Below are 26,173 nucleotides of genomic sequence, written 5' to 3' on the forward strand. Positions count from 1 at the left end.
CATTTCGTCGCGATGCCAAAGAAATCGCCGCTTCGTGTTGGAATCGTTCGACCCCATGATAATCTCCGCGGTGAATCATGCCCGTTTTCGTGGTCGCAAGGATTGCCGAATGCTCCGGATCGTCGTCCCCCTCGTCCTGTCGCTGCTGTGCGGCGCTGTTGCCGCCGAGCCGCTGCATGGCATCGCGATGCATGGCGAGCCGGCCTTGCCGGCTGATTATAAGCACTTTCCTTACGTCAATCCCGACGTGAAAAAGGGCGGCAAGATCACCTACGGCGTCGTCGGCACTTTCGACAGCCTCAACCCGTTCATACTAAAGAGCATGCGCACAACGGCGCGCGGCATGTGGGATCCGGAATATGGCAATCTCGTCTACGAATCGCTGATGCAGCGCTCCCGCGACGAGCCCTTCACGCTCTATGGCCTGCTGGCCGAAACGGTCGAATGGGACGACAACAGGAGCTTCATCCAGTTCAACCTCAATCCGAAGGCGAAATGGGCCGATGGTCAGCCGGTGACGCCTGAGGACGTGATGTTCACCTTCGAGCTGATGCGCGACAAAGGCCGCGTGCCCTTCGCCAATCGCCTCAACGTCGTCGCGAAGATGGAAAAGGTGGGCGAACACAGCGTGCGCTTCACCTTCAACGACAAGGCCGACCGCGAGACGCCCTTGATTTTCGGTCTTTTCCCGGTGCTGCCGAAACATGCGATCGATCCCGAGACCTTCGATCGTTCCTCGCTGACGCCGCCCGTCGGCTCCGGGCCCTATAAGGTGAAGACGGTGAAGCCCGGCGAGAGCATCACCTATGAGCGTGATCCGAATTACTGGGGCAAGGACATTCCCGCCAAGGTCGGCACGGACAATTACGACCAGATCACCGTTCAGTATTTCCTGCAGGATACGACGCTGTTTGAGGCCTTCAAGAAGGGCGATATCGACGTCTATCCCGACGGCAATCCCGGCCACTGGGCCAATGCCTATAATTTCCCCGCCGTCACCTCGGGGACTGTCGTCAAGGACGTGTACACACCGAAACTGCCCAGCGGTATGCTCGGCTTCGTCTTCAACACCCGCCGGCCGATCTTTACCGACACCAAGGTGCGCGAGGGTCTGTCGCTGGTGTTCGATTTCGAATGGGCAAACAAGAACCTCTATTCCGGCGCCTACAAGCGCACCCAGAGCTTCTGGCAGAACTCCGAACTGTCGAGTTTCGGCGTTCCCGCCAATGCGGCCGAGCTTGCCCTGCTCGGGCCTATCAAGGACAAAATCGCACCCGCGATTCTTGACGGGACCTACAAACTGCCGGTGACCGACGGCTCCGGTCGCGACCGCAATGTACTAAAGCAGGCGGTCGAATTGCTGAAACAGGGCGGCTATACGATCCAGGGCGGCAAGATGCTGGATGCCTCCGGCCGTCAGCTCGCTTTCGAGATCATGACGCAGAATGCCGACCAGGAGAAGCTCGCCATCGCCTACCAGCGTTCGCTGCAGACGATCGGCATCGCCGCTTCGATCCGCACCGTCGACGATTCGCAGTATCAGAGCCGGACGAACAGCTTCGATTACGATATGATCATGAAGTCCTACACCTCCTCGCTGTCGCCTGGAAACGAACAGCTCGGCCGCTGGTCGTCGGCTGCGCGCACCCGCGAGGGTACCGACAGCTTTGCCGGCGCCAACGATCCCGATATCGACACGCTGATCGACCACGTGCTCAGGGCACGCTCGGCCGAGGATTTCACCGCGGCGGTGCGCTCCTACGACCGGCTGCTGCTCTCCGGCCACTACGTGCTGCCGCTCTATCATATCGACCAGCAATGGGTGGCCCACAGCAAGCGCATCGGCCGTCCCGATAACGTGCCGCTCAATGGCTATCAGCTGCCGGTCTGGTGGGATACAAGCGTGCAATAACAGCGGCCAAACGCCGAACGCACAGATAAGGAAGATCATCATGGAGCGTATCACCATCGACGTCGTCTCGGATGTCGTCTGCCCTTGGTGCTATCTCGGCAAGGCGCGACTGGAACTCGCCATCGCCGAAGTGCAGGACGAAATCGGCGTCGACATCAACTGGCGGCCGTACCGGCTCAATCCCGACTATCCCAAGGAAGGTGTCGACCAGAAGAAGGCGCTGGCTGAGAAGCTCGGCGGCGAGGAGCGCGTGGCGCAGGCCCACAAGATGCTCGCCGATTACGGCCGCGAGGTCGGCATCGCCTTCGACTTCGAGGCGATCAAAATCGGCCCGAACACGCTCGACGCCCATCGGCTGATCCACTGGGCGATGATCGAAGGCCGCGAGAAGCAGGACAGCATCGTCGCGGCCCTGTTCAAGGCAAATTTCGAGGAAGGCCGCAATGTCGGCGACCATGCGATACTGCTCGATATTGCCGGAAAGGCCGGCCTCGACCGTTCGGTCATCGCCTCGCTGCTTGCCTCCGATGCCGATCGCGACCTGATCGTCGCCGAGATCAAGGCGGCACAGGAAATGGGCGTCAACGGCGTGCCGTTCTTCATCTTCGACCAGCAATATGCCGTCAGCGGCGCGCAGACCCCCGATGTGCTGGCGAATGCGCTGCGTGATATCGCCAAGGCAAAGGCCGAGGCACGATCGGGTCTCAACTGAGGCGCCGATGCGAATCGAAATCGAAGAGCCGCGACAAAATTGTGCAGACGATTTCGCAGTGCTCAAGCCTTGGCGAAGTCAACTCATCGCCGAAAGCGAACATGCGCTAAACAACCGCTGTTGGAGTTTTATTCCGGCACTTTCGACGACCTGTGAAAGCTGATTATAAAAGCCTTGGGCTTGCTCGTCCGGCGGGAACTTGCACACAACGTCTATTAACACTGCCCTGCCTTTGGCGTCGGGGTATGTTTCCAACATCTCACCGCTCTCAACAAAACTTAAATAAGCGTTGAGCTTTTCTTTTAGCAACAGAAGGTGCTCACTATCACTCCCTGTCCATCCAAGGTGATCCGTGATAGTCAATACGACTTCGCCTGTCGCATTATCGACCCCGATGGCATCAACTACAGTCGTTTGATCTAAAGCCATTTCAATTCCGTGAATAAGTGAAGCAGGTCCGGGAAGCCGCTGGAGAGATCCCAGCGTGGCTTCAGATTCCGCCCACAACCGGAATGCAGCGCACCTCGGTCTTCACCGAGTTGGCGATGAAACATTCGTCGTGGGCGCGATGATGCAGGGCTTCGAGTTCGCTCAATGTGGGCTGCTTTTCGCCGCTGAAGACGACATGCGGGCGGAGTGTCACTACGGTCATGGCGAGACGGCCTTCGGCGTTCTTCTCCATCACGCCCTCGGCGGCATCGGTGTAGCTGTCGACGCAGAAGCGCTGTTTGGCGGCGATCGAAAGGAACCAGAGCATGTGACAGCTGGAGAGCGAGGCGACGAAGGCCTCTTCCGGGTCGACGGCGTCCTCGGCGGAATAGGGCAGCGGAACCACGTGAGCGGACGAAGACGCCCTCACCTCGATGCCGCCGTCGAAGGTCCAGCGGTGGGCGCGGCTGTAGCGGTTGTCGGTGAAGGTCTCGTCGCCTCGCTGCCAGGCGATCGTCGCGCTATATGTCGCCATCTCCGTCTCCCTTTTTTTCAAGCAATCCCGGACGCAAAACCGCGGCACACTTTTGCTGGAATTGCTTTACTTCGCCATCTCGGCCAGTTGCGTCATGATAACAGCCGCACCCTGCAGGCGTTTTTCCGGGGTCGGCAGGTCGCGGGTCAGGAACAGGCTGTGATCGGGGCGAATCTTCGCCATCGCGCCCTGCTTGCCGATATAACCGACGAGGTTGGCCGGGTTGGGGAATTCCTTGTTGCGGAACTGCACGACGACGCCCTTCGGGCCGGCATCGAGCTTTTCGACATTGGCGGTGCGGCAGAGCGACTTGATGTAGACGATCTTGAGGAGATGCTGGACTTCGATCGGCATCGGCCCGAAACGGTCGATCATCTCGGCGCCGAAGCCGTCGATCTCCTTGAGTTCGGTGATTTCGCCGAGACGGCGATAGAGCGCCATGCGCAGATGCAGGTCGGGCACATAGTTCTCGGGGATCATCACCGTCGTGCCGACGGAGATCTGCGGCGACCAGCCGGTGTCGTGGATCTCGTCGACACCCTTGACCTCGGCGACCGCCTCTTCCAGCATCTGCTGATAAAGCTCGAAGCCGACCTCCTTGATGTGTCCGGACTGCTCCTCGCCCAGCAGATTGCCGGCGCCGCGGATATCGAGATCGTGGCTTGCCAGCTGGAAGCCGGCGCCAAGCGTATCCAGCGACTGCAGCACCTTCAGCCGGCGTTCGGCCGTTGCGGTCAGCACCTTGTTCACCGGCAGGGTGAAGAGCGCGAAGGCGCGCACCTTCGAGCGACCGACGCGGCCACGCAACTGGTAGAGCTGCGCGAGGCCGAACATATCGGCGCGGTGGACGATCAGCGTGTTGGCTGTGGGCACATCGAGGCCGGATTCGACGATCGTGGTGGACAGCAGCACGTCGTAGCGGCCTTCATAGAAGGCGTTCATGATGTCTTCGAGTTCGCCAGCCGGCATCTGGCCATGGGCCACGGCGACCTTCAGCTCCGGCACATCGGACTGCAGGAAGGCGTTGATATCGGCGAGGTCGGCAAGCCTCGGGCAGACATAGAAGCTCTGGCCGCCGCGATAGTGCTCGCGCATCAGCGTCTCGCGGATGACGAGGCTGTCGAAGGGCGAGATGAAGGTGCGCACCGCCATGCGGTCGACCGGCGGCGTGGTGATCAGCGACAGTTCGCGCACGCCAGTCATGGCGAGCTGCAGCGTGCGCGGGATCGGCGTTGCCGACAGCGTCAGCACGTGCACGTCGCTCTTCAGCTCCTTCAGCCGCTCCTTGTGCTTGACGCCGAAATGCTGTTCCTCATCGATGACGAGCAGGCCGAGATTGGCGAATTTGATGCCGGCGCCGAGCAGCGCATGGGTGCCGACGACGATGTCGGTCTTGCCGTCTGCCACTTCTTTCTTGGTCAGCGCCAGCTCCTTGGCCCCGACCAGGCGCGAGGCCTGCTGGATGCGCACCGGCAGACCGCGGAAGCGCTCGGAAAAGGTCTTGAAATGCTGGCGGGCGAGCAATGTCGTCGGCACGACGACGGCAACCTGGGCGCCGTTCATCGCCGCGACGAAAGCGGCACGCAGCGCCACTTCGGTCTTGCCGAAACCGACGTCGCCGCAGACCAGACGGTCCATTGGCCGGCCGGCGCCAAGATCGGAGCGGACCGCCTCGATGGCATTGTCCTGGTCCTCGGTCTCGTCATAAGGGAAGCGGGCGGCAAACTCGTCATAGGGGCCCTCCGGCGTCGTCAGCATCGGCGCGTGGCGCGTGAGGCGCTCGGCGGCGATGCGGATCAGCGCATCGGCCATGTCGAGCAGGCGTTTCTTGAGCTTGGCCTTGCGCATCTGCCAGGCGCCGCCGCCGAGTTTGTCGAGCTGGGCGTCGGTGCCCTCGCCGCCGTAGCGCGAGAGCAGATCGATGTTTTCGACCGGCAGGAAAAGCTTGGCCTCGTCGGCATATTGCAGTTCGAGGCAGGCATGCGGGGCACCAGCCGCCTCGATGGTCCGCAGACCAATGAAGCGGCCGATGCCGTGTTCGGCGTGGACGACGATCGAGCCCTCGTCGAGACCTGCGACCTCGGCGATGAAATCGGCGGCGCGCTTGCGGCGCTTCGAGCGGCGTACCATGCGGTCGCCTAAGATATCCTGCTCGCCGATGACGACGAGGTCGCCGGTCTCGAAGCCGGATTCGAGACTGAGTACGGCGGCCGCGGCTTCACCTCTCGCCAGCGAGGCGACATCCTTCAATGCCTCGACCAGCTTGACCTTTTCCAGGCCGTGTTCGTTCAGCACCTGCAGCAGGCGCTCCAGCGAGCCTTCGGTCCAGGCGGTGACGAGCACTTTCGCCCCGGCCGCGCGGCGGTCGGCAATATGCTTGACGACGACGTCGAAGATATTGATGCGTTCGGCATCACCGCCGCCCTCGGCATTCGAGCGGGCCCAGCGCTGGCCCTGGCGGGCGTCGATATTGACGACCCGCCTCGCCTCGCCCTCATGCTCGTTGAAGGGGCTGATGCGGATCGCCCCGAGCGCGTCGAGGGTTTTGGCGAAAAGCTTGCTGTCGAGATAGAGCTGGCCCGGCGTCACCGGCTTATAGGGCGTGCCCTGCGACATCTGGCTCTTGGCCGGCTGACCGGAATTCAGGCGGGCGTCGTAATAATCGAAAACGAGCTTGGAGCGCTCTTCCGCCGCTTCACGCACCGTATGGTCGGTGACGACACGGAAGCCGCTGAGATAATCGAAGACGGTATCGAGCTTCTCGTAAAAAAGCGGCAGCCAATGCTCCATGCCGGGATAACGGCGGCCTTCGGAGACGGCGAGATAGAGCGCGTCATCCCGCGTCGTTGCGCCGAAAGCCGAGAGGTAGTTCTTGCGGAAACGGCTGATCGTATCCGGCGTCAGTGTCACCTCGCTCATCGGATTGAGATCGAGGGAGCGGACCTGGCCCGTCGTGCGCTGGCTAGCCGGATCGAAGCTGCGGATCGATTCCAGCGTGTCGCCGAAGAAATCGAGGCGGACCGGTTCTTCCGAACCCGGCACGAAGACGTCGAGAATGCCGCCGCGCACGGCATATTCGCCGACCTCGCGAACGGTCGCGACGCGATCGAAGCCGTTGCGCTCCAGGCGTCCGGCGAGATCGTCCATGCGCAGCTGGTTGCCGGGACGGGCCGAAAAGCTCAGGCTTTCGATGACATCCTGCGGCGCCACCTTCTGCAGCATGGCATTGGCGGTGACGAGCACGATCGCGGCATGCGGTTTTTTCCGATGGGCAATCAGGCCGCCGAGTGCGGCAAGGCGGCGGGCCGAGGTGTCGGCGCTCGGCGAGACGCGGTCATAGGGCAAACAGTCCCAGGCCGGTAGGGTGAGAACCGGAATGTCGGGGGCGACGAAGCTCAGCATCTGTTCGAGATCAGCCATGCGGTGGCCGTCGGACATGACATAGGCGACCGGCTCTCCCGTTCGGGCGAGCTCGGCGAGCAGCAGCGTTTCGAGGCCGGCAGGCACATTGCCGATCGTCAGCGGCTCGGCAATGGCCGCAAGCTTCTTCGCATCAAAACCTGGGATCATTCCGGCGTCCTGAGGGGCTTGTCGAAATCGGGCGTATAGGCGGCAAGGCGGGCAAACATTGGCGTCTGGAAACGTTCGGGCACCGGCCATGTTCCCATGATCCAGCGAACAAGATCATTGTCCTCTTCTGCCATGATCGTCTCGAACTCATCGAGCTCGGCATCCGAGAGCGTCGCGATCTCGGCTTCGGCAAACTGGCCGAAGACCAGATCCATCTCGCGAATGCCGCGATGCCAGCAACGGAAAAGGATCCGGCGGCGGCGCGGGTCGAGACCGGCACTCGTGAGCGTGACACCTGTCATGGCATTACCTTCCTGTTGATGCGCCTCTATAGACCCTGGAAAGCGGCTTGTCAGCCTTGCCAAGGCCGCATTGTTCATCGCATTTTGACCGCATGCGCCCCGCCATTCTCGATCCGCTGTTTTCCCCCATTTCGGGCCTTCCGGGCGTCGGCCCGAAGATTGCCGACCTGCTGGTCAAGCTACTCGGGCGCGAGACGCCGGAGGATTGCCGGGTCATCGACCTCATCTTCCACGCGCCCTTTTCGCTGATCGACCGACGCAACCAGCCGGGGATCGCCCTGGCGCCGCAAGGCGCCATCGTCACGATCACCGCCCGCGTCGACCGCCACCAGGTGCCGCCGCGCGGCAAGAGCAATGTCCCCTACCGCGTCTTCCTGCATGACGAAACCGGCGAGTTGACGCTGGTCTTCTTCCGGGGACAGGCGGCCTGGCTGGAAAAGCAGCTGCCTGTCGATGCGGAGGTGACCGTCAGCGGCAAGGTCGACTGGTTCAATGGCCGCGCCTCGATGGTGCATCCCGACTATATCGTCAGGGCCGAGGAGGCGGAGAACCTGCCGCTCGTCGAGCCGATCTATCCGCTGACGGCGGGGCTTTCACCGAAGACTCTGCGCAAGATCATCGATGCCGGCCTGCCGCGTTTTCCGGAACTGCCGGAATGGATCGACCTGGCGTTGACTGAGAAACAGGGCCTCCCGTCGATCCGCGACAGTTTTCACATGCTGCACGAGCCGCGCGACCCTTCCGATATAGACCCGCAGGCGCCTGCCCGGCGGCGGCTTGCCTATGACGAATTCCTCGCCGGCCAGCTTTCGCTCAGCCTGGTGCGCCAGAGGCTGCGCAAGGTGGCGGGGCAGCCGGTGCATGCGACCGGCGAAATCAGCGGCAAGATTTTGAAGACATTGCCTTTCTCGCTCACCGGTAGCCAGAACGAGGCGATCGCCGACATTCTGAAGGACATGGCCGGAACCGAACGCATGCTGCGGCTGCTGCAGGGCGATGTCGGCGCCGGCAAGACGCTGGTGGCGCTGATGGCGATGGCGGCAGTGATCGAGAGCGGCGGCCAGGCGGTGCTGATGGCGCCGACCGAAATCCTGGCGCGGCAGCACCATGCGACGATATCGAAATTCGCCGCCTCATCAGGGCTCGGCATTGAGGTCTTGACCGGGCGCACCAAGGGGCGCGAGCGGGAGGAGATCCTGGAGCGCATCGCTTCGGGCGCCGCCCAGATCGTCATCGGCACGCATGCGCTGTTCCAGGACAGCGTCGCGTACGCCAACCTCATGCTGGCCGTCGTCGACGAGCAGCACCGTTTCGGCGTGCATCAGCGCCTGAGGCTGACGGCCAAGGGTATCTCACCCCACATGCTGGTGATGACGGCGACGCCGATCCCGCGCACGCTTGTGCTTGCCGCCTTCGGCGATATGGACGTTTCCAAGCTCACCGAGAAACCGGCCGGCCGCAAACCGATCCAGACGATCACCGTGCCGATGGAACGGACCGGCGAGATCGTCGGGCGGCTGCAAAGCGCGCTTGCCGAGGGCAAGAAAGCCTACTGGATCTGCCCGCTGGTCGAAGAATCAGAAGAACTCGACCTGATGTCGGCCGAGGAGCGGCATGCGACGCTCGTCTCAGCGCTTGGCCCGGATGTCGGCCTCATCCATGGCCGGATGAGCGGACCGGAGAAGGATGCGGCGATGATGGCGTTCAAGACCGGCGAGACCCGGCTTCTCGTCGCCACCACCGTCGTCGAGGTCGGCGTCGACGTGCCGGATGCGACGATCATGGTGATCGAACATGCCGAGCGCTTCGGCCTGGCGCAATTGCATCAGCTGCGCGGCCGCGTCGGGCGCGGCGACGAGGCCTCGACCTGCATCCTGCTCTATAAGGGGCCGCTCGGCGAGACCGGCCATGCCAGGCTGTCGATCATGCGCGAGACGGAGGACGGTTTCCGCATCGCCGAGGAGGACCTGAAACTCCGCGGCGAAGGTGAATTGCTCGGCACCCGCCAGTCCGGCACGCCGGGCTTCCGCATCGCCAGCCTCGAGGCGCATGCCGACCTCCTGGAAATCGCCCGCAAGGATGCGGCCTACCTGATCGAGCGCGATCCGGAACTGACCAGTGAAAGAGGAACGGCGATCCGCACCCTGCTCTACCTCTTCCGCCGCGACGAGGCGATCCGGTTCCTGAGAGCCGGTTAATCAGCCTTCGAAACCGCCACCGGCTTCGGCCGCGGCAACTGCTTCGGCTTCGGCTCGGATTGAGGCGGTTCAGGCGCCACAAGGCCGCCCGAAATCAGGAACTTTGCGGCATCCTCCGGCGACATGTCGAGCACGACGATCTTCTCACGCGGGACGAAGACGAGGAAACCGGCCGTCGGCACCGGCGTCGGCGGCAGGAAAACCGCGACCATATCCTGGCCCATCGCATTGAACTTTGATGCGATCTCGCCCTTGGCGTCGGTGGCGATGAAGACCAGCGCCCAGAGGCCCGGACTTGGATATTCGATCAGGCCGACTTTCTTGAAGGAGTTCGACTGCTCCTTCAGCACTGTTTCGAAAATCTGCTTCACGCTTCTATAGATCGTGCGCACCAGCGGCATGCGCTGGACAACCGATTCGCCGAAACCGACGATGCTCTGGCCGATGAGGTTCTTGCCGAGAAAACCGACGACGGTGATCAGCACGACGGCAGTCAGCAGACCGAAACCGGGAATAGCGAAATTGAGATAGCTTTCCGGATTCCAGCGCGCCGGGATATAGGGTCGGACCCAGCTGTCCGACCAGTGGATGAAGGTCCAGGTCAGCCAGATGGTGATCGCGATCGGGGCGCAGATGATCAGGCCTGCGAGAAAATTATTCCTCAGCCGGGTCGCGACCGGCATTCTGGGGGCATTGTCGGTCATCTCTACTGATGAACTCCATCTCGGTCCTGGACAGGCCGGAACGCCGGCCCTTCCCCCTTTGTCCGCCGACCAAAATTGCCAGAATTCGGGGTCCCGCACAATATGTTTCGGCGCGAAGGCCGGGGCTCTGCAGGCTTATTCTACGGTCACGGATTTCGCCAGATTGCGGGGCTGGTCGACATCGGTGCCCATGAAAACGGCGGTGTGATAGGCGAGCAGCTGGATCGGCAGCGAGAAGATCATCGGCGCGATGATTTCGTCGACCACAGGCAGAGTAATCGTCGCCATGGTCGGCAGTTTCGAGGCGGCGGCACCGGCCTCGTCGGTGATGAAGATGATGCGGCCGCCCCGCGCTGCGACCTCCTGCATGTTCGAGACGGTCTTTTCGAAGAAACGGTCGTAAGGGGCGATGACGATGACTGGCATGTTCTCGTCGATCAGCGCGATCGGTCCATGCTTCAACTCGCCGGCGGCATAACCTTCGGCGTGAATATAGGAAATTTCCTTGAGCTTCAGCGCGCCTTCCATGGCCAGCGGGAAGCTGGTGCCGCGGCCGAGATAGAGCACGTCCTTGCATTTCGACAATTCGCGCGACAGGCTTTCCATCTGCGGCTGGATAAGGTTCAGCACCCGGCTCATGATCCGCGGCATTTCGGCGAGATGGCGCACCAGCGCCCTCTCCTCATCGGCACTCACCGTACCGCGCGCCTTGCCGGCGCCGATCGCCAGCGATGCCAGCACGGCAAGCTGGCAGGTGAAGGCCTTGGTCGAGGCGACGCCGATTTCGGGGCCGGCCATGATCGGAAAGACGGCGTCGGATTCGCGGGCGATCGTCGATTCGCGGACATTGACGATGGCGCCGATCTTCAGGCCGTTCTCCCGGCAGTAGCGCAGCGATGCCAGCGTATCGGCGGTTTCGCCGGACTGCGAGATGAACAGTGCCGCCTGCGACGGCGAGAGCGGCATTTCGCGGTAACGGAATTCGGAAGCGACGTCGATTTCAACAGGCAGGCGGGCATAACGCTCGAACCAGTATTTACCGACGAGGCCGGCGAGATAGGCGGTGCCGCAGGCCGAGATCGCCAGGCCGGTCGCCGCCTTGAAGTCGATCGCAGCGGCGTTGGCGCCGATCGTGTTCTCGGCGAAATCGACATAATGGCTGAGCGCGTGGGAAATAACCTCCGGCTGCTCGTAGATTTCCTTTTCCATGAAATGGCGGTGATTGCCCTTGTCGACGACATAGGCGGTCGCCTGCGAGATCTGGCGAGCACGTTTGACCGGCTTGCCGGCGAAATCGACGACGGCGACGCTGTCGCGGGTGATGACGGCGCAATCGCCGTCGACCAGATAGGTGATCTCGTTGGTGAAGGGAGAGAGCGCAATTGCGTCCGAACCCAGGAACATTTCACCGCGGCCATAACCGACAGCAAGCGGCGGACCGGAACGGGCGGCCATGATCGTACCGGGATCGGCCTTGAGCATGACGGCGAGCGCATAGGCGCCGGTCAGCCGGTTCAGCATCTGCAGCATGGCGGCGCGCGGCTCCAGGCCTTCGCGCAGATGTTTCGCCATCAGCTGGGCGACGACTTCCGTATCGGTCTGGGTTTGAAAGACTGCGCCCTCTTCGGTCAATTCGTCGCGAAGCTCGGAGAAATTCTCAATAATGCCGTTATGGACGACGGCCACACCTTCGACGAAATGCGGATGGGCGTTGGTCTCATTGGGCACGCCGTGGGTCGCCCAGCGCGTATGGGCGATGCCGACCACGCCGGGCAGCGGTTCGGCGTCGAGGCGCTTTTCCAGATTGAACAGCTTGCCTTCGGCACGGCGGCGATCCATCACCCCCTCGTGGATGGTAGCGACACCAGCGGAATCATAACCGCGATATTCGAGACGCTTCAGCGCATCGACCAGGCGCCCGGCAACAGGCTGATTTCCGACGATCCCCACAATGCCGCACATGCAATATATTCCCCACAAAGGCTTCGATAACGAGGCCAGTCCTAACGATTTCTGCTTATTTCTCAATCACCTCGGCGGTCACTTTCAATTTCCGCCGGTTACGCAAGGCCGCTCAGCTCTTCGCCTTCTTCGCCGCCTTGATGGCAAGCGCGCGCTCGCGCAGCAGCGTCGCGCGGCCGGGCTTGATCTCCTGGCGGGCGCGGCCGAGCGCCAGTGCATTAGCCGGCACGTCGACTGTGATGACGCTGCCGGAGGCGATATAGGCGCCGTCGCCGATTGTCACCGGCGCGACCAGCGAGGAGTTGGAACCGATGAAGGCGTTTTGCCCGATCACCGTCTCGCTCTTGTTGACGCCGTCATAATTGCAGGTGATCGTGCCGGCGCCGATATTGCTGCCGGCGCCGATGACGGCATCGCCGATATAGGTGAGATGGTTGACCTTGGCGCCCTCGCCGATCCGGCCGTTCTTGACCTCGCAGAAATTGCCGACCTTCGAACCGTCAGCGAGATCCGCACCCGGCCGCAGCCGCGCGAACGGGCCGACAGTCGCGCCCCGGCTGACATGAGCGCCTTCGATATGCGAGAAGGCATGAATGACGGCGCCGCTGTCGATTGCCGCGCCGGGGCCAAAGACGACATTCGGCTCGATCAGTGCGTCCTGGCCTATGACGGTATCGTAGCAGAGAAACACCGTCTCCGGCGCGATCATGGTGACGCCTGATAGCATCATCTGGTGACGGCGGCGCTCCTGCCAGAAGCGCTCGATGACGGCGAGTTCGGCGCGGTTATTGCAGCCGGTCATCTCGATTTCTGGCGCATCGACGGCGGTGACACGGCCGCCGAGCGACCGGGCGATCTCGACAAGATCGGTCAGATAGAATTCGCCCTTGGCGTTGGCATTGCCGATGCGCGAGAGAAGATCGAGCGCCTTTTTGCCGTTGATCGCCATCAGCCCGCTGTTGCACCAGGTCACAGTGCGCTCGGCATCGGTCGCGTCCTTCTCCTCGCGGATGGCGATCAGTTCGCCGTCCTTGACGAGCAGGCGACCGTAGCCTGTGGGGCGATCGGTGTGGAAGCCGATGACGACGATATCGCTGCCATCGGCAAGCCCCTGGCGGGCGGCCTTCAGCGGTCCATCGGTCTGCAGCGGCACGTCGCCATAGGTGACGAGAATATCGTCATAGCCCTTGGCGATCGCCTCGCGCGCCGCCAGCACCGCGTGGCCGGTGCCGAGGCGTTCCTTCTGTAGGCAGGATTCGATGCCGACGCCGGCAACGCTTGCGGCCTTTGCCACATCTTCGGCATCACGGCCGACGACAAGGGCGACCGACGAAATGCCGGCGGAGGCGACCGCCTCGACCACATGGGCGATCATCGGTCGTCCGGCGACGGGATGCAGCACCTTCGATTTCGAGGATTTCATCCGCGTGCTGTCACCGGCGGCAAGGATGACGGCAAGACAAGTACGTTCCATGATCTGCTCCGCGAATCCGCGCCATGAGGCGGCTTTGTTGCCTCATACTGCATAATTGCTGAAATCGGAATCGATTTTCGGAAAGCACGCTGCGTGGATTGAAAGCCTTGTAGCGCCCTTCGCGCGCCCGGAAAGATGCGCTGCGCTGCAGACACGCAAAAGCTTTTTGCCAGTGTGAAATCTAGGTCGAAATCGGCACTCTGACGGTCTCCGAACCGCGGGCGGCGAAGGCCTCGTGCACATGATGGCGGCCATCCAGGATGACGATCTCCATCGCGCGGCGCGCGGCAGCGCTATCCCCGGAAACGATGGCATCGACGATGCGCATGTGGGTATCGGCGATATTGGCGAAGCCGTTTTCGGAGGGCGGCGTGCTCATGCGGAACATGCCGACGAGGGCCGCTTCGATGAGGCTGCCCAAGGTGCGCATAAAGGGATTGTGCGAGGCTTCGGCGAGCGCCAGGTGAAAACGAAGGTCGGCGAGCGCCAGGCTGTCGGCAGTGTGGCCGCTCGCCGCCATATCGAGCGCCAGTGCCCGCAGCGTCTCGATATCATCCGCATTCGCCCGCTCGGCGACGAGACCGGCAGCGAAGGGTTCGACCGCAAGACGGATATCATAGAGCTGCAGCAGGAACTCTTCCGTGACGCCGCTGTCGAAGTGCCAGGCGATGATCTCGCTGTCGAACATGTTCCAGAGGTTCTTCTCGGTCACACGCGTACCGACCCGCGCCTTGGCGACGACCATGCCCTTGGCGGCAAGCGTCTTCATCGTCTCGCGCAAGACGGTACGGGACACTTTGAAGCGCTGCGCCAGTTCGGTATCGCCGGGCAGGATCGAGCCGACGGGATAGGTGCCGGCGACGATCTCCTTTCCGAGCTCGTCGACCACCTGCGCGTGGCTCGTCCGGGTTCTGCGCCCCGTCTTCCGTGTCTCGTCCAATTTGTTGCGCAAGCGATCCGTCTCCCCCTCAAGCGTACCTCTTGTTCAGACTGGAAACGAACAGGATCGCCTTCTGCATCAGAATGAATGCAAACAGCAGGAGGCCAATCAGGATCTTGGTCCACCAGCTCGACAGCGTGCCGTCGAAGGTGATGTAGGTCTGAATGAGCCCCTGGATCAGGATACCGATCAAGGTTCCCGCCACGAATCCCGCGCCTCCGGTCAGCAGCGTCCCTCCGATGACGACCGCCGCAATGGCGTCGAGTTCGACGCCCACTGCTGCAAGAGAATAACCAGCAGAGGTGTACAGCGAAAAAACGATCCCGGATAGGCCTGCCAGAAAGCCCGACAGCGCATAGATCTGGATTGTCGTGCGGCCGACCGGCACACCCATCAGCCGCGCCGTCTGCGGGCCGCCGCCGAGCGCATAGACATTGGTGCCGAAGCGGGTGCGCTGGGCGATGAAAATGCCGACGGCAAAGACCAGAAGCATGATGCCGCCGATCAGCGTCAGCCGGCCGCCGCCAGGCAGGCGCCAATAGAGGCTGGTCAGCGTCGAATAATATTCGTGATCGATCGGGATGCTGTCGATCGAGAGCACGAAGGCCATGCCGCGCGCCAGGAACATGCCGGCGAGCGTGACGATGAAGGCCGGCATTTCGAGATAGTGGATGATTGCGCCCATGACCGCGCCGAAGGCGGTGGTGATGACGAGCACGATCGCAAAGGCAAGCAGCGGATGGATCGAGGTCTTCTGCAGGATGACCGCCAGGAAGACGCCGGTGAAGGCGATCACCGAACCGATCGACAGATCGATGCCGCCCGAAATGATGACGAAGGTCATGCCGACGGCGGCAATGCCGAGAAAGGCATTGTCGGTCAGAAGATTGCCGATGACGCGGGTCGACAGCATGTTCGGATATTGCAGCGTGCAGCCGGCATAGGCGAGCACGAAGATGACGATGGTCGCCAGCAGCGGCAGGTATTTGGAGTTCATTTCGGCTACTCCCTTCCGCTCTGCCGGCGGCTGGCGAAGATGGCGAGCGATTGCACCGCCGGCGACTGGATGACGAGGATGACGATAATGATGACCGCCTTGATGATCAGGTTGAACTCAGGCGGGAAGCCGGAAGACAGGATGCCGGTATTCACCGCCTGGATGATCATCGCGCCGATCAGCGATCCGACAATGCTGAAGCGTCCGCCGAGCAGCGAATTGCCACCGACGACGACGGCGAGGATGGCGTCGAGTTCGAGCCAGAGGCCGGCATTGTTGGCATCGGCGCCCTTGATGTCGGCGGCGACGATGATGCCAGCGATCGAGGCACAGAGCCCGCTCAGCATATAGACGGCCATCAGCAGCACCGGCGTTCGGATGCCGGACAGCGTGCTGGCGCGGCGATTGATGCCGACGGCCTCGATCAGCATGCCGAGTGCGGTGCGGCGCACGAGCAGCATGACGAGCAGGCCGACGAGAAACCAGATGACCACAGGCATCGGCAGCAAGGCCATGGAACCGCTGCCGAAGAAGGTCAGCCCATCATCGTTGAAGGTCAGGATGGCGCCCTCGGTGATCAGCTGGGCGATGCCGCGGCCAGCGACCATCAGCACCAGCGTGGCGATGATCGGCTGGATATTGAGCACGGCCACCAGGAAACCGTTCCAGACGCCGCAGGCGATACCGATCACCAATGTCAGGAAAATCGTGTAGGCCACTGAATTTCCCGAAACAATCGACGATGCAGCGACGGCGCCGCAGATGGCGACGACCGCCCCGACGGACAGGTCGATACCCTTGGTGGCAATCACCAGCGTCATGCCGATCGCCAGCAGCGCCACCGGCGCGCCGCGATTCAGCACGTCGATGAGGCTGCCATAGAGGCGCCCGTTTTGAACCACGACATTAAAAAACTGCGGCGACGTTATGAAATTCAACAAAAGAATGACAACCAGCGCGATCAATTGCGGCGCCAGGCGATAGGCCAGCGCATTCCGGGAGGACTTCATGCTTCCTCCCTCTTGTGCTCGGCGGCGGCAATGGCATCGACGATGCCGGCGGCGGTGATACGTTCGCCCGTCAATTCGGCGATATGCTGCCTGTCGCGAAGCACGATAACACGTGAGCTATAGGCGACAAGCTCTTCAAGTTCCGATGAAATTACGATCAATGACATGCCTTCGGCGCAGAGCTGTTCGATGAGCCGGATGATTTCGGCATGAGCGCCGACATCGATGCCACGGGTCGGCTCGTCGAGGATGAGAAACTTGGGATTGGTGGCCAGCCAGCGGGCAAGGATCGCCTTCTGCTGGTTACCGCCGGAGAGCAGCCGGATCGGTTTTTCGCGATCGGTGGTGCGGATATCGAGCGCCTTGATGTAGCGGTCGGCAAGCGCATTCTGCTCGGCGCGCGACAGCGGCCGCGTCCAGCCGCGGCGGGCCTGCAGCGCAAGCGCGATGTTCTCCCTGATCGACAGGTCACCGACGATGCCGTCGGTCTTGCGGTCCTCGGGGCAGAAGCCGAAACCCTTTTCGATTGCGGCGCGCGGGCTGGACAGCGTCACCGGCTGGCCGTCGATCGTGGCGCTGCCGCTGTCGGCATGTTCGACGCCGAAGAGCAGTTCGGCAGTTTCGGTACGGCCGGAGCCGAGCAGTCCGGCAATGCCGACCACCTCGCCGGCGCGTACATCGAGATCGAAGGGCTTGACCTTGCCGCGTTTGCCGTAGCCTGCGAAGCGGTACCGGACCTCACCGGCGGCAAGGCTATGCTCGCGCACAGTCTCCTCGACGTGCGCGAGTTCCCGGCCGAGCATCATGGCGATCAGGCCTTGGCGCGGCAGATCGGCGGCGTCGCGGGTGCCGACGAGCTTGCCGTTGCGCAGCACGGTGATGCGGTCGCTGATGGCATAGACCTGCTCGAGAAAATGGGTGATGAAGACGATGCCCAGACCGCGCTTCTTCAGGTCCTCGATGATGCGGAAGAGCAACGCGACTTCCTGATTGTCGAGGCTTGCCGTCGGCTCGTCCAATATCAGCACCTTACCGGAAAGATCGACGGCGCGGGCGATGGCGACGACCTGCTGGACGGCGACAGAGAAACGGCCAAGCTCGGCGGTGACGTCGATATCGATGCCGTAGCCGGTGAGCAATTCGCGCGCCCTGCGGTTCATCGCCCTGACGTCGGTCATGCCGAAACGCCTTGGCTGGCGTCCGAGAAAGAGGTTTTCGGCGACACTCAGATTGGCAAGGAGGTTGACCTCCTGGTAGACGGTGCCGATGCCGAGCTTCTGGGCGGCGAGCGTATTGGCTGGATTGATTTCATGGCCATCGAGCGTCAGGCTGCCCTCGTCACGATGATAGGCGCCGGTGATGCATTTGATCAGCGTCGATTTGCCGGCGCCGTTTTCACCGAGCAGCGCATGCACTTCGCCCTTGCGCAGCGTGAAATCGACCTTGTCCAACGCCACTGCGCCGGGAAAGAATTTCGATATTCCGGAAGCCGCGAGAACATTCTCGAAATCGTGAATCATAGGGCTCTGTTTTCCTGATATTGACGGCAAAAGCCGCGCCGCGGCCGGACATGACGTCCCAAGGCGGCAAGGCAGTTCCGCACCGGTCCATGATGGGCCGGTGCGGTTCTACAGCGCTTGAATGCTGCATCATGTCTCCCTCAATCGATCCCGATTCAGGGATTGCAGCAGCGTCACATCAGATCAGTAGCCCTGACCCTTCTTCTCTTCGTAGACCTTCATCGGCTCGTCGGCAGGCGTGTAGAGCTTGGATTCGGTCTGGATCCACTTCGCCGGCGCCTTCTTGTCCTTCAGGTAGGCATCGAGGGCATCGAAGGCCGGACCTGCCATGTTCGGCGTCAGCTCGACCGTGGCGTTGGACTCGCCTTCGGACATGGCCTTGAAGATATCGGGCACGGCGTCGATCGAGACGACGAGGATATCCTTGCCGGGCTTCAGGCCGGCTTCCTTGATCGCCTGGATGGCGCCGACGGCCATGTCGTCGTTATGGGCGTAGAGAGCGCAGATATCCTTGCCGCCATTCTCGGCCTTCAGGAAGCTTTCCATGACTTCCTTGCCCTTGGTGCGGGTGAAGTCACCGGTCTGGCTGCGAACGATCTTGAGGTTGTCATGACCGGCGAGAGCCTCTTCGAAGCCCTTCTTGCGGGCGATGGCCGGCGAAGAACCGGTGGTGCCCTGCAACTCGACGACGTTGCACTTCTTGTCACCGACGGTCTTGACCAGGAAGTCGCCGGCGACCTTGCCTTCGTGTGTCAGGTCCGAAGTGACAGCCGTCAGATAGAGATCGTCCGGAGCCTTGATGGTGCGGTCGAGAAGGATAACCGGAATCTTGGCTTCCTTGGCTTCCTTGAGAACGTCGTCCCAGCCGGTTTCAACGACCGGCGCAATGAGAATGGCGTCGACGCCCTGAGCAATGAAGGAGCGCAGAGCCTTGATCTGATTTTCCTGCTTCTGCTGCGCATCGGCAAACTTCAGATCGATGCCACGCTTCTTGGCCTGTTCCTTGGTGACGGTCGTTTCAGCCGCACGCCAGCCCGATTCCGAGCCGATCTGCGAGAAGCCGACAGTCAAGCCACCGGCCGAAGCCGAACCGAACATGCAGGCAGCAAGAATCGTGGCACTCAAAAGTGCAGTCTTCAATTTCATGATTTCCTCCCAAGCCGCATCTCGCGGCGCAGGGTCAAAAAATCATATAGTATTACTTTTGTAAATCGGAATCTTGGGATGCACTGCAGCAAAAAAAGGCGCCCACAGAGGGGCGCCCTTCGCAACTGCGAATTGAGGAGGGCTTATTGTGCCGGCAGCTTGTCGTCGACGCCTTCGACATAGAAATTCATGCCGAGCAGCGTGCCGTCATCGGCCTTCTCGCCGGCCTTCAGCCAGGGCGTGCCGTCCTGCTTGTTGATCGGGCCGGTGAAGGGATGCAACTCGCCCGACTTGATCTTGGCTTCGGTTTCCTCGGCCATCTTCTTCACGTCGTCAGGCATGTTGGTGTAGGGCGCCATCTTCAGGATGCCGTCCTTCAGGCCGTCCCAGCTCTGCTCGGACTTCCAGGTGCCGTCGAGCAGCGCGTGCACGCGCTTGGAGTAGTAGGTTCCCCAGGTGTCGACGATTGCCGTCAGCTGCGCCTTCGGGCCGGCCGCAATCATGTCGGACGCCTGGCCGAAAGCATGGATGCCGCGTTCTTCGGCAACCTGCATCGGCGCCGTCGTATCGGTGTGCTGCGTCAAGACGTCGACACCCTGGTCGACCATCGCCTTGGCGGCATCGGCTTCCTTGCCGGGGTCGAACCATGTGTTGACCCAGATGACCTTGAGCTTGAAGCTCGGATCAACCGACTTGGCGCCCTGCTCGAAGGAGTTGATGCCCATCACCACTTCCGGAATCGGGAAGGAGGCGATGTAGGCGGCGCCGTGGTTCTTCGAGGTCTTCGCAGCAATCTGGCCGAGGATGTAACGGCCTTCATAGAAGCGCGAATTGTAGGTGGCGAGATTGGGACCGGCCTTGTAACCGGTGCCGTGCTCGAACTTCACATCCGGGAACTTGGCGGCGACCTTGACGGTCGCATCCATGAAGCCGAAGGACGTGGTGAAGATCAGCTTGCAGCCGGAACGGGCAAGACGTTCGATGGCGCGCTCGGCATCCGGTCCCTCAGGCACGTTTTCGAGGTAAGGCGTATCGATCTTGTCGCCGAATTCCGCCTGGACCTGCTGGCGGCCGAGATCGTGGGCCTGCGAATACCCGCCGTCGGTGTGCGAACCGACATAGACGAAGCAGACCTTCGTCTTGTCGGCGGCCTGTGCGGCAGACGAGATGCTGATCACGGCGGCAGCCGAGGCGGCGAGTGTGAGTGCTAACTTCTTCATAGTAACCCCTGTTGGTTTGAAGTCGGGAAACCCGTCTGTTGTTGTTGCTTTATCGCTCCGGTACGAAGGCTTTTCCGAGCGATGCGGGCGTGTTGATCAACGTCGTGCGCCGATTATGAGAAATGATGATGAGAACCACAATAGTCGCGGCATAGGGCAGCATCGAAAGGAACTGCGAGGGAATGCCGAGGCCGAAGGCCTGCGCGTGCAGCTGCAGAATGGTGACCGCACCGAAGAGATAACCGCCTGCAAAGACCCGCCACGGCCGCCAGGAGGCGAAAACGACAAGCGCCAGCGTGATCCAGCCGCGGCCGGCCGACATGTTCTCCGCCCACTGCGGCGTATAAACAAGCGACAGCTGCGCGCCGGCAAGACCGGCACAGGCGCCGCCGAACATCACCGCGAGGTATCGCGTGCGGATGACGTCAATGCCGAGGGCATGGGCCGAGCCGTGACTGTCGCCGATCGCTCTCAGCTTCAAGCCGGTGCGGCTGCGGAACAGGAACCAGCTGACGCCGATCACCAGCGCAATCGAGAGATAGAAGATCAGATCCTGCCTGAAGAGCACATGGCCGATGAGCGGAATATCCGACAGTATGGGAATGACGATCTCTTCCAGCCGGATGCCGGGCACGCTGACATAGGCTTCGCCGAGCATGCCGGACACACCAAGGCCAAGAAGGGTGAGCGCCAGCCCGGTCGCCACCTGGTTCGCCACCAGCGTCAGCGTCAGGAAGGCAAACAGCAGCGAGAAAAGCGCGCCTGCCGCAATGCCGCAGACGATGCCGACGTAGGGCGAGCCCGACAGCTGGGCGCCGGCAAAGGCGGCGACCGCGCCCATGATCATCATGCCTTCGACACCAAGGTTCAGAACGCCCGAGCGCTCGGCCACCAGCTCGCCGAGGGCGGCGATGACGAGCGGCGTCGAGGCGGTGATGACAGTCAGCAGAATGGCTTCGAAGATGCTCATGCCGCCCCGCCCCTTAGCCGCGACCAGACGATGCGGATTTTGTAATAGATCAGTGTATCGCAGGAGAGCACGAAGAAGAGCAGCAGGCCCTGGAAGACGCGGGTGACCTTGTCGGAGACGCCGAGCGACAGCTGTGCCGCCTCGCCGCCGAGATAGGTGAGCGCCAGCACCAGGCCCGAGGCAATGATGCCGAGCGGATTGAGGCGGCCGAGAAAGGCGACGATGATGGCGGTAAAACCGTAGCCTGGCGAGATCGCCGGTTGCAGGTGGCCAATCGAGCCTGAGACCTCACTGATGCCGGCAAGGCCAGCAAGAGCGCCTGAGAACAGGAAGCTGAACCAGATCATCTTCCTGGAGGAGAAACCGGCAAAGCGCCCTGCCCGCTCGGATTGGCCGAGCACGACGATCTCGAAGCCCTTCAGCGTATAACGCAGCATGAACCAGACGGCGATGGCCGCCACAATTGCAAAGATGAAGGCCCAATGGGCGCGGCCCGATTCTTCCCAGATCGCCGGCAGCACCGCTTCCGGAGCGAAATCGCGCGAGACCGGGAAGTTGAAGCCTTTCGGATCGCGCCAGGCGCCGCGGATCAGCCAGTCGAGGAAGAGCTGGGCAATATAGACCAGCATGAGCGATGTCAGGATCTCGTTGGTGTTGAAATGCGCCTTCAAAAGCGCCGGAATAGCCGCAAACAGCGCGCCGCCGAGCGCGCCTGATATCAGCATCAGCGGCAGCACCAGCGGCGAATGCCAGTCGTAGAAGACGATCGGCAGATAGGAGCCGGTGATGGCGCCGATGGTGAACTGGCCTTCGGCGCCGATATTCCAGTTGTTCGAGCGATAACAGACGGCGAGACCGACGGCGATCAGGATCAGCGGTGCGGCCTTGATCGCCAACTCATGCAGTGACCAGACCTCGAGCAGCGGCTCGACGAAGAAGGCGTCCAGTGCTTCGACCGGGTCCTTGCCCAGCATGGCGAACATGATGGCGCCGAAGGCGAGCGTCAGGACAAGAGCCAGGAGCGGCGAGACGAAAGCGTAGAGCTTCGAGACGTCGGGGCGTTTTTCCAGTTCAATGCGCATGCGCTGCCTCCGCACCGGGGCTGCTCTGATGCAGGCCGCCCATCAGCAGGCCGATCTTTTCACGCGTCAGTTCGCCCGCCGGGAACGGGCTGGAAAGGCGGCCTTCGGAGATGACGGCAATATCGGTCGCCACTTCGAATATCTCATCGAGATCCTGGCTTATGACGACGACGGCCGAACCATTTCTGGCAAGATCGACGAGAGCCTGGCGGATGCGGCTTGCAGCCCCGGCATCCACACCCCAGGTCGGCTGGTTAACGACGAGGACGGCCGGCTGGCGGTCGAGCTCGCGGCCGACGATGAATTTCTGCAGATTGCCGCCGGACAAGGAGCCGGCCGCCGGATCATCACCGCTTTTGCGGACATCCATCGCTTCGGAAATCCGCCGCGCGGCGGATTTCACCGCGCCGTGGCGGATGATGCCGAGCAGACCGAGAAATGCCTTGCGATCCGACTGGCTGCGGGCCAGCACCAGATTGTCCGACAGTTTCATGGCGGAGACGGCGGCATGGCCGTGCCGCTCCTCCGGCACGAAGCCGGCGCCGAGCAGGCGGCGGGCGGTAATGCCCCGATCCCCCACGGGCCTGTTGCGGATGACGATCGCATGGGCCGAGGCGACCGGATATTCACCGGAGAGCGCATCGAAAAGTTCGCTCTGGCCGTTGCCGGCAACGCCGGCAATCGCCAGGATTTCACCTGCACGCACCGTCATCGAGACATCGCGCAGCGGCATGGCGAAAGGTGTGCGCGCGGCGACGGAAAGGTTGGCAACGGCCAGCTGCACCTCGCCTTTGTTGCTGCGTTCGGGATGGGTGACGGCCGCCACCTCACTGCCGACCATCATGCGGGCAAGCGAGGCGGGCGTTTCCTGCTTCGGATCGCAGGCGCCGGTGACGCGGCCATGGCGCAGCACCGTGGCGCGATCGCAGATGCGCTGCACCTCTTCCAGGCGGTGGCTGATATAGAGAACCGAACGGCCCTCGGCGCGCAGCTTGAACAGCGTCTCGAACAGCCTGTCGGCCTCCTGCGGCGTCAGCACCGAGGTCGGCTCGTCGAGAATGATCAGCTTCGGGTTCTGCAGCAGCGCCCGGACGATCTCGATGCGCTGGCGCTCGCCGACCGAGAGATCGGCGACATGGGCATGCGGATCGAGCGGCAGGCCGTAGGCTTGCGACAGCGTCCTCGCCTCTTCGGCGATCCTGTCGATCGGGACGGCGTGATCGAGCGACAGCGCGATGTTTTCGGCAACCGTCAGCGCCTCGAACAGCGAAAAATGCTGGAAGACCATGCCGATGCCGTGCTTGCGGGCTTCACCCGGCGAGGTGATCGCAACAGGCTCGCCCTGCCAGAGGATATGTCCGGCCGTCGGCTCCAGCACGCCGAACAGCATCTTCACCAGGGTGGATTTGCCTGCGCCATTTTCGCCGAGAAGCGCGTGAATTTCGCCCGGCGCGATATCGAGATCGATTTCATTGCAGGCGGCAAAGCCACCGAAAAACTTCGTCAGCTTCTGCACGGATAATAACGCACCGGAATCCGGCACATTCAATGGCGACACGTTCCCCTCATTTCTTCTGCCAACCGGTCCGTTCGGATCTCATGGAATCAGCAGCGTCGTTCCTGTTGTTTTTCTTGTTTCCAGATCCGCGTGAGCCCGCCCAACCTCACGTAACGGATAGGTTTGATTGATATTGATACGCACTTTGTTGCTTTGCACAACATCAAATAGCGCTTTGGCACTGTCGATCAGTTCCTGGCGCGCGGCGATGTAAGTGAAGAGTGTCGGCCGCGTCGCATAGAGCGAGCCCTTCTGCGCCAGCATGGCAAGGGTGAAATTCTCGATCGGCCCCGAGGACTGGCCGAAGGAGGCGAAGAGGCCGCGCGGCTTCAGGCAATCGAGCGACTGTGGAAAAGTATCGCGGCCGATCGAATCATAGACGACATCGACACCCTTGCCGCCGGTTATCTCGCGGACACGCTTCGCGAAATCATCGCTCTTGTAATTGATCACATGGTCATAGCCATGGGCGCGCGCCAACTCGATCTTCTCCTCGGAACCCGCCGTGCCGATGACGGTGGCGCCGAGCGCCTTTGCCCATTGGCCGGCGATCAGTCCGACGCCGCCGGCAGCGGCATGAAACAACAAGACCGTTTCAGGGCCGACCTTGAAGGTGCGGTTCAAGAGATACTCGGCGGTCATGCCCTTCAGCATCATCGCCGCCGCCGTTTCGAGTTCGATGCCATCAGGCACATGCACGAGATGGCGGACGTCGATATTGCGCTCAGCGCTATAGGCGCCGTCGGCGCTGGCATAGGCCACGCGATCGCCGAGCTTGAAATCCGTAACACCGGGACCGACCGCCGTGACGGTGCCGGCCCCCTCCTTGCCGGTGACGAACGGCAGATGTGGCACCTTGTAGGAGCCGTTGCGGAAATAGACATCGATGAAATTGAGGCCCACCGCCGCCTGGCGGATCTGCACCTCACCGGTCGAGGGCTCGGGGAGATCGACGTCGACATAGTCGAAAACCTCAGGCCCGCCCGTCCGTGAAAATGAAACCGCCTGCGTCTTCGTCATCTCAACCGTCCTTTGTTTCGCGTCCGAGAGCGGGGAAGAATTGCAGCACCGCGCCGATGACGTAAAGATAGAGCCCGGTCACGATGAAGAGAATGAGCGCCCATTCAGGCGTGTCGAAATGCATCAGCAGCGAAAAAATGCCGAGCGCCGACCAGAGGAAAAAGACACCGAGGTTGAGCGGGCGCAGCCTTTTGACCCGGACCGGATGCAGGAAATTGATCGGCAGGAAGGTCAACACTACCGAGACGATGACGACGGCGAGCGCCGTCATGGCACTGGCATCGATAACGAACAGCGTAAAGACGATCATGTTCCAGACGACGGGGAAGCCGGAGAAGAAATACTCATCCGTCTTCATGCCCATATCGGCATAGTAGATGGCGCTGGAAACGACGATCAAGCCGGCGGCGACGAAGGACCAGGGCTCGCCGATCATGCCGCTCTGATAGAGCGCGAAAGCCGGCAGCAGTACATAGGTGACGTAATCGATGATATTGTCGAGCGTATCACCCGACCAGTTCGGCAGTACTTCCTTGACGCGCACCTTGCGGGCGATCGGCCCGTCTATGCCGTCGACGAGCAGGGCAAGGCCCAGCCACCAGAACATGTCGATGAAGCGGTGTTCGGCAGCGGCAACGACGCCGAGAAAGGCAAGGAAGGAGCCGGAGGCCGTCAGGATATGGACTGAGAAGGCGCGCATCTCCGCGTAAGGAACGCGCTTGTAGTTGAAAATCTTCATATTCCCCCGACCGCCCTATCGCGCTCGCCCCGGCAAGCATCGTTATTCGCCACATTTCGTCGGACCCTGTTCCTGAATCGAGGCTCCGACGTCGTAGGTCTTTGTTGTCGCACCGTTTTTGCCGAAAATCGGTATCCCGGCCAGGCGCGCTGCTCTAATATGCATCCTTTGCC

Annotated in this window: 21 protein-coding genes; 3 read left to right on the forward strand and 18 right to left on the reverse strand. The window is 61.9% G+C overall.

Translation table 11 applies throughout. The features are described 5' to 3' along the window. Window positions 1-109: 109 nt before the first annotated feature. Complete coding sequence (locus FFM81_RS10865) at window positions 110-1,912, forward strand: extracellular solute-binding protein (RefSeq protein WP_138384297.1); 1,803 nt, start codon at window positions 110-112, stop codon at window positions 1,910-1,912. Between the two features lie 40 nt (window positions 1,913-1,952). After that, on the forward strand, window positions 1,953-2,624 hold the full coding sequence (locus tag FFM81_RS10870; protein WP_003573181.1) for a DsbA family oxidoreductase: 672 nt from the start codon (window positions 1,953-1,955) through the stop codon (window positions 2,622-2,624). Between the two features lie 78 nt (window positions 2,625-2,702). Here FFM81_RS10870 and FFM81_RS10875 read toward each other — a convergent pair whose 3' ends face one another. The 4 genes from FFM81_RS10875 to FFM81_RS10890 all read right to left on the reverse strand — a co-directional run bounded on the left by FFM81_RS10875 (window position 2,703) and on the right by FFM81_RS10890 (window position 7,460). After that, a complete protein-coding gene (locus FFM81_RS10875) occupies window positions 2,703-3,053 on the reverse strand; it encodes a DUF6572 domain-containing protein (RefSeq protein ID WP_003573182.1) in 351 nt (116 codons plus the stop codon). 61 nt (window positions 3,054-3,114) lie between these two features. After that, entirely contained in the window at window positions 3,115-3,588 is a 474-nt protein-coding gene (locus FFM81_RS10880; protein WP_097533503.1) for an OsmC family protein, read from the reverse strand. Window positions 3,589-3,654: 66 nt separating this feature from the next. Further along, the gene (mfd, locus tag FFM81_RS10885) at window positions 3,655-7,158 is read right to left on the reverse strand and encodes a transcription-repair coupling factor (protein WP_138384298.1); all 3,504 of its coding nucleotides are present in this window, start codon (window positions 7,156-7,158) and stop codon (window positions 3,655-3,657) included. Continuing rightward, on the reverse strand, window positions 7,155-7,460 hold the full coding sequence (locus tag FFM81_RS10890; protein WP_004680228.1) for an FAD assembly factor SdhE: 306 nt from the start codon (window positions 7,458-7,460) through the stop codon (window positions 7,155-7,157). Before FFM81_RS10890 ends, mfd begins: the two co-directional genes overlap by 4 nt. A gap of 92 nt (window positions 7,461-7,552) precedes the next feature. Between FFM81_RS10890 and recG the strand changes: the two genes are divergently transcribed. Further along, window positions 7,553-9,658 (forward strand): ATP-dependent DNA helicase RecG, encoded by a 2,106-nt coding sequence (gene recG / locus FFM81_RS10895; RefSeq protein WP_138384299.1) that lies wholly within the window; start codon window positions 7,553-7,555, stop codon window positions 9,656-9,658. Here the strand turns inward: recG and FFM81_RS10900 are convergent. From FFM81_RS10900 to pcsA, 14 genes are all read right to left on the reverse strand, one after another. After that, window positions 9,655-10,362: a DUF502 domain-containing protein gene (locus FFM81_RS10900; RefSeq protein ID WP_003573187.1), complete on the reverse strand. Its 708-nt coding sequence runs from the start codon at window positions 10,360-10,362 to the stop codon at window positions 9,655-9,657. The two genes, recG and FFM81_RS10900, sit on opposite strands and share 4 nt — an antisense overlap. 135 nt (window positions 10,363-10,497) lie before the next feature. Then, on the reverse strand, window positions 10,498-12,324 hold the full coding sequence (glmS, locus tag FFM81_RS10905; protein ID WP_003573188.1) for a glutamine--fructose-6-phosphate transaminase (isomerizing): 1,827 nt from the start codon (window positions 12,322-12,324) through the stop codon (window positions 10,498-10,500). 112 nt (window positions 12,325-12,436) lie between these two features. Continuing rightward, window positions 12,437-13,798, reverse strand: a complete 1,362-nt coding sequence (gene glmU / locus FFM81_RS10910) for a bifunctional UDP-N-acetylglucosamine diphosphorylase/glucosamine-1-phosphate N-acetyltransferase GlmU (protein WP_025416156.1) — start codon at window positions 13,796-13,798, stop codon at window positions 12,437-12,439. 181 nt (window positions 13,799-13,979) lie between these two features. Beyond that, window positions 13,980-14,750, reverse strand: coding sequence for a FadR/GntR family transcriptional regulator (locus FFM81_RS10915; RefSeq protein WP_003573190.1), 771 nt, complete (start codon window positions 14,748-14,750; stop codon window positions 13,980-13,982). Between the two features lie 16 nt (window positions 14,751-14,766). Beyond that, window positions 14,767-15,735 carry a galactofuranose ABC transporter, permease protein YjfF gene (gene yjfF / locus FFM81_RS10920; protein WP_003579213.1) on the reverse strand — a complete coding sequence of 323 codons (969 nt, stop codon included), beginning with the start codon at window positions 15,733-15,735 and terminating at the stop codon, window positions 14,767-14,769. Window positions 15,736-15,740: 5 nt separating this feature from the next. Beyond that, window positions 15,741-16,745, reverse strand: a complete 1,005-nt coding sequence (locus FFM81_RS10925) for an ABC transporter permease (RefSeq protein ID WP_128397473.1) — start codon at window positions 16,743-16,745, stop codon at window positions 15,741-15,743. Next, a complete protein-coding gene (gene ytfR / locus FFM81_RS10930; RefSeq protein ID WP_138384300.1) occupies window positions 16,742-18,265 on the reverse strand; it encodes a galactofuranose ABC transporter, ATP-binding protein YtfR in 1,524 nt (507 codons plus the stop codon). The genes FFM81_RS10925 and ytfR overlap by 4 nt, the downstream gene beginning before the upstream one ends. Before the next feature lie 183 nt (window positions 18,266-18,448). Continuing rightward, a complete protein-coding gene (ytfQ, locus tag FFM81_RS10935; RefSeq protein WP_003573194.1) occupies window positions 18,449-19,411 on the reverse strand; it encodes a galactofuranose ABC transporter, galactofuranose-binding protein YtfQ in 963 nt (320 codons plus the stop codon). A gap of 143 nt (window positions 19,412-19,554) precedes the next feature. Next, window positions 19,555-20,631 carry a BMP family ABC transporter substrate-binding protein gene (locus FFM81_RS10940; RefSeq protein ID WP_138384301.1) on the reverse strand — a complete coding sequence of 359 codons (1,077 nt, stop codon included), beginning with the start codon at window positions 20,629-20,631 and terminating at the stop codon, window positions 19,555-19,557. A gap of 49 nt (window positions 20,632-20,680) precedes the next feature. After that, complete coding sequence (locus FFM81_RS10945; protein ID WP_003573196.1) at window positions 20,681-21,601, reverse strand: ABC transporter permease; 921 nt, start codon at window positions 21,599-21,601, stop codon at window positions 20,681-20,683. Beyond that, the gene (locus tag FFM81_RS10950) at window positions 21,598-22,683 is read right to left on the reverse strand and encodes an ABC transporter permease (RefSeq protein ID WP_003573197.1); all 1,086 of its coding nucleotides are present in this window, start codon (window positions 22,681-22,683) and stop codon (window positions 21,598-21,600) included. The genes FFM81_RS10945 and FFM81_RS10950 overlap by 4 nt, the downstream gene beginning before the upstream one ends. Continuing rightward, the gene (locus tag FFM81_RS10955) at window positions 22,673-24,241 is read right to left on the reverse strand and encodes an ABC transporter ATP-binding protein (protein ID WP_138384302.1); all 1,569 of its coding nucleotides are present in this window, start codon (window positions 24,239-24,241) and stop codon (window positions 22,673-22,675) included. The genes FFM81_RS10950 and FFM81_RS10955 overlap by 11 nt, the downstream gene beginning before the upstream one ends. A gap of 39 nt (window positions 24,242-24,280) precedes the next feature. Next, window positions 24,281-25,261, reverse strand: coding sequence for a quinone oxidoreductase family protein (locus FFM81_RS10960; protein ID WP_003573200.1), 981 nt, complete (start codon window positions 25,259-25,261; stop codon window positions 24,281-24,283). Between the two features lies 1 nt (window position 25,262). Continuing rightward, window positions 25,263-26,000 (reverse strand): phosphatidylcholine synthase, encoded by a 738-nt coding sequence (gene pcsA / locus FFM81_RS10965; protein ID WP_003573202.1) that lies wholly within the window; start codon window positions 25,998-26,000, stop codon window positions 25,263-25,265. Window positions 26,001-26,173 lie beyond the last annotated feature (173 nt).

Source organism: Rhizobium hidalgonense (assembly GCF_005862185.2).
GTDB classification, from domain to species: domain Bacteria; phylum Pseudomonadota; class Alphaproteobacteria; order Rhizobiales; family Rhizobiaceae; genus Rhizobium; species Rhizobium hidalgonense.

Bases quoted from the DNA above. Each gene is read 5' to 3' on its own strand.
- FFM81_RS10865 (WP_138384297.1), top strand. From the start codon at position 110: ATGCTCCGGATCGTCGTCCCCCTCGTCCTGTCGCTGCTGTGCGGCGCT.
- FFM81_RS10870 (WP_003573181.1), top strand. From the start codon at position 1,953: ATGGAGCGTATCACCATCGACGTCGTCTCGGATGTCGTCTGCCCTTGG.
- FFM81_RS10875 (WP_003573182.1), bottom strand. From the start codon at position 3,053: ATGGCTTTAGATCAAACGACTGTAGTTGATGCCATCGGGGTCGATAAT.
- FFM81_RS10880 (WP_097533503.1), bottom strand. From the start codon at position 3,588: ATGGCGACATATAGCGCGACGATCGCCTGGCAGCGAGGCGACGAGACC.
- mfd (WP_138384298.1), bottom strand. From the start codon at position 7,158: ATGATCCCAGGTTTTGATGCGAAGAAGCTTGCGGCCATTGCCGAGCCG.
- FFM81_RS10890 (WP_004680228.1), bottom strand. From the start codon at position 7,460: ATGACAGGTGTCACGCTCACGAGTGCCGGTCTCGACCCGCGCCGCCGC.
- recG (WP_138384299.1), top strand. From the start codon at position 7,553: ATGCGCCCCGCCATTCTCGATCCGCTGTTTTCCCCCATTTCGGGCCTT.
- FFM81_RS10900 (WP_003573187.1), bottom strand. From the start codon at position 10,362: ATGACCGACAATGCCCCCAGAATGCCGGTCGCGACCCGGCTGAGGAAT.
- glmS (WP_003573188.1), bottom strand. From the start codon at position 12,324: ATGTGCGGCATTGTGGGGATCGTCGGAAATCAGCCTGTTGCCGGGCGC.
- glmU (WP_025416156.1), bottom strand. From the start codon at position 13,798: ATGGAACGTACTTGTCTTGCCGTCATCCTTGCCGCCGGTGACAGCACG.
- yjfF (WP_003579213.1), bottom strand. From the start codon at position 15,735: ATGAACTCCAAATACCTGCCGCTGCTGGCGACCATCGTCATCTTCGTG.
- FFM81_RS10925 (WP_128397473.1), bottom strand. From the start codon at position 16,745: ATGAAGTCCTCCCGGAATGCGCTGGCCTATCGCCTGGCGCCGCAATTG.
- ytfR (WP_138384300.1), bottom strand. From the start codon at position 18,265: ATGATTCACGATTTCGAGAATGTTCTCGCGGCTTCCGGAATATCGAAA.
- ytfQ (WP_003573194.1), bottom strand. From the start codon at position 19,411: ATGAAATTGAAGACTGCACTTTTGAGTGCCACGATTCTTGCTGCCTGC.
- FFM81_RS10940 (WP_138384301.1), bottom strand. From the start codon at position 20,631: ATGAAGAAGTTAGCACTCACACTCGCCGCCTCGGCTGCCGCCGTGATC.
- FFM81_RS10945 (WP_003573196.1), bottom strand. From the start codon at position 21,601: ATGAGCATCTTCGAAGCCATTCTGCTGACTGTCATCACCGCCTCGACG.
- FFM81_RS10950 (WP_003573197.1), bottom strand. From the start codon at position 22,683: ATGCGCATTGAACTGGAAAAACGCCCCGACGTCTCGAAGCTCTACGCT.
- FFM81_RS10960 (WP_003573200.1), bottom strand. From the start codon at position 25,261: ATGACGAAGACGCAGGCGGTTTCATTTTCACGGACGGGCGGGCCTGAG.
- pcsA (WP_003573202.1), bottom strand. From the start codon at position 26,000: ATGAAGATTTTCAACTACAAGCGCGTTCCTTACGCGGAGATGCGCGCC.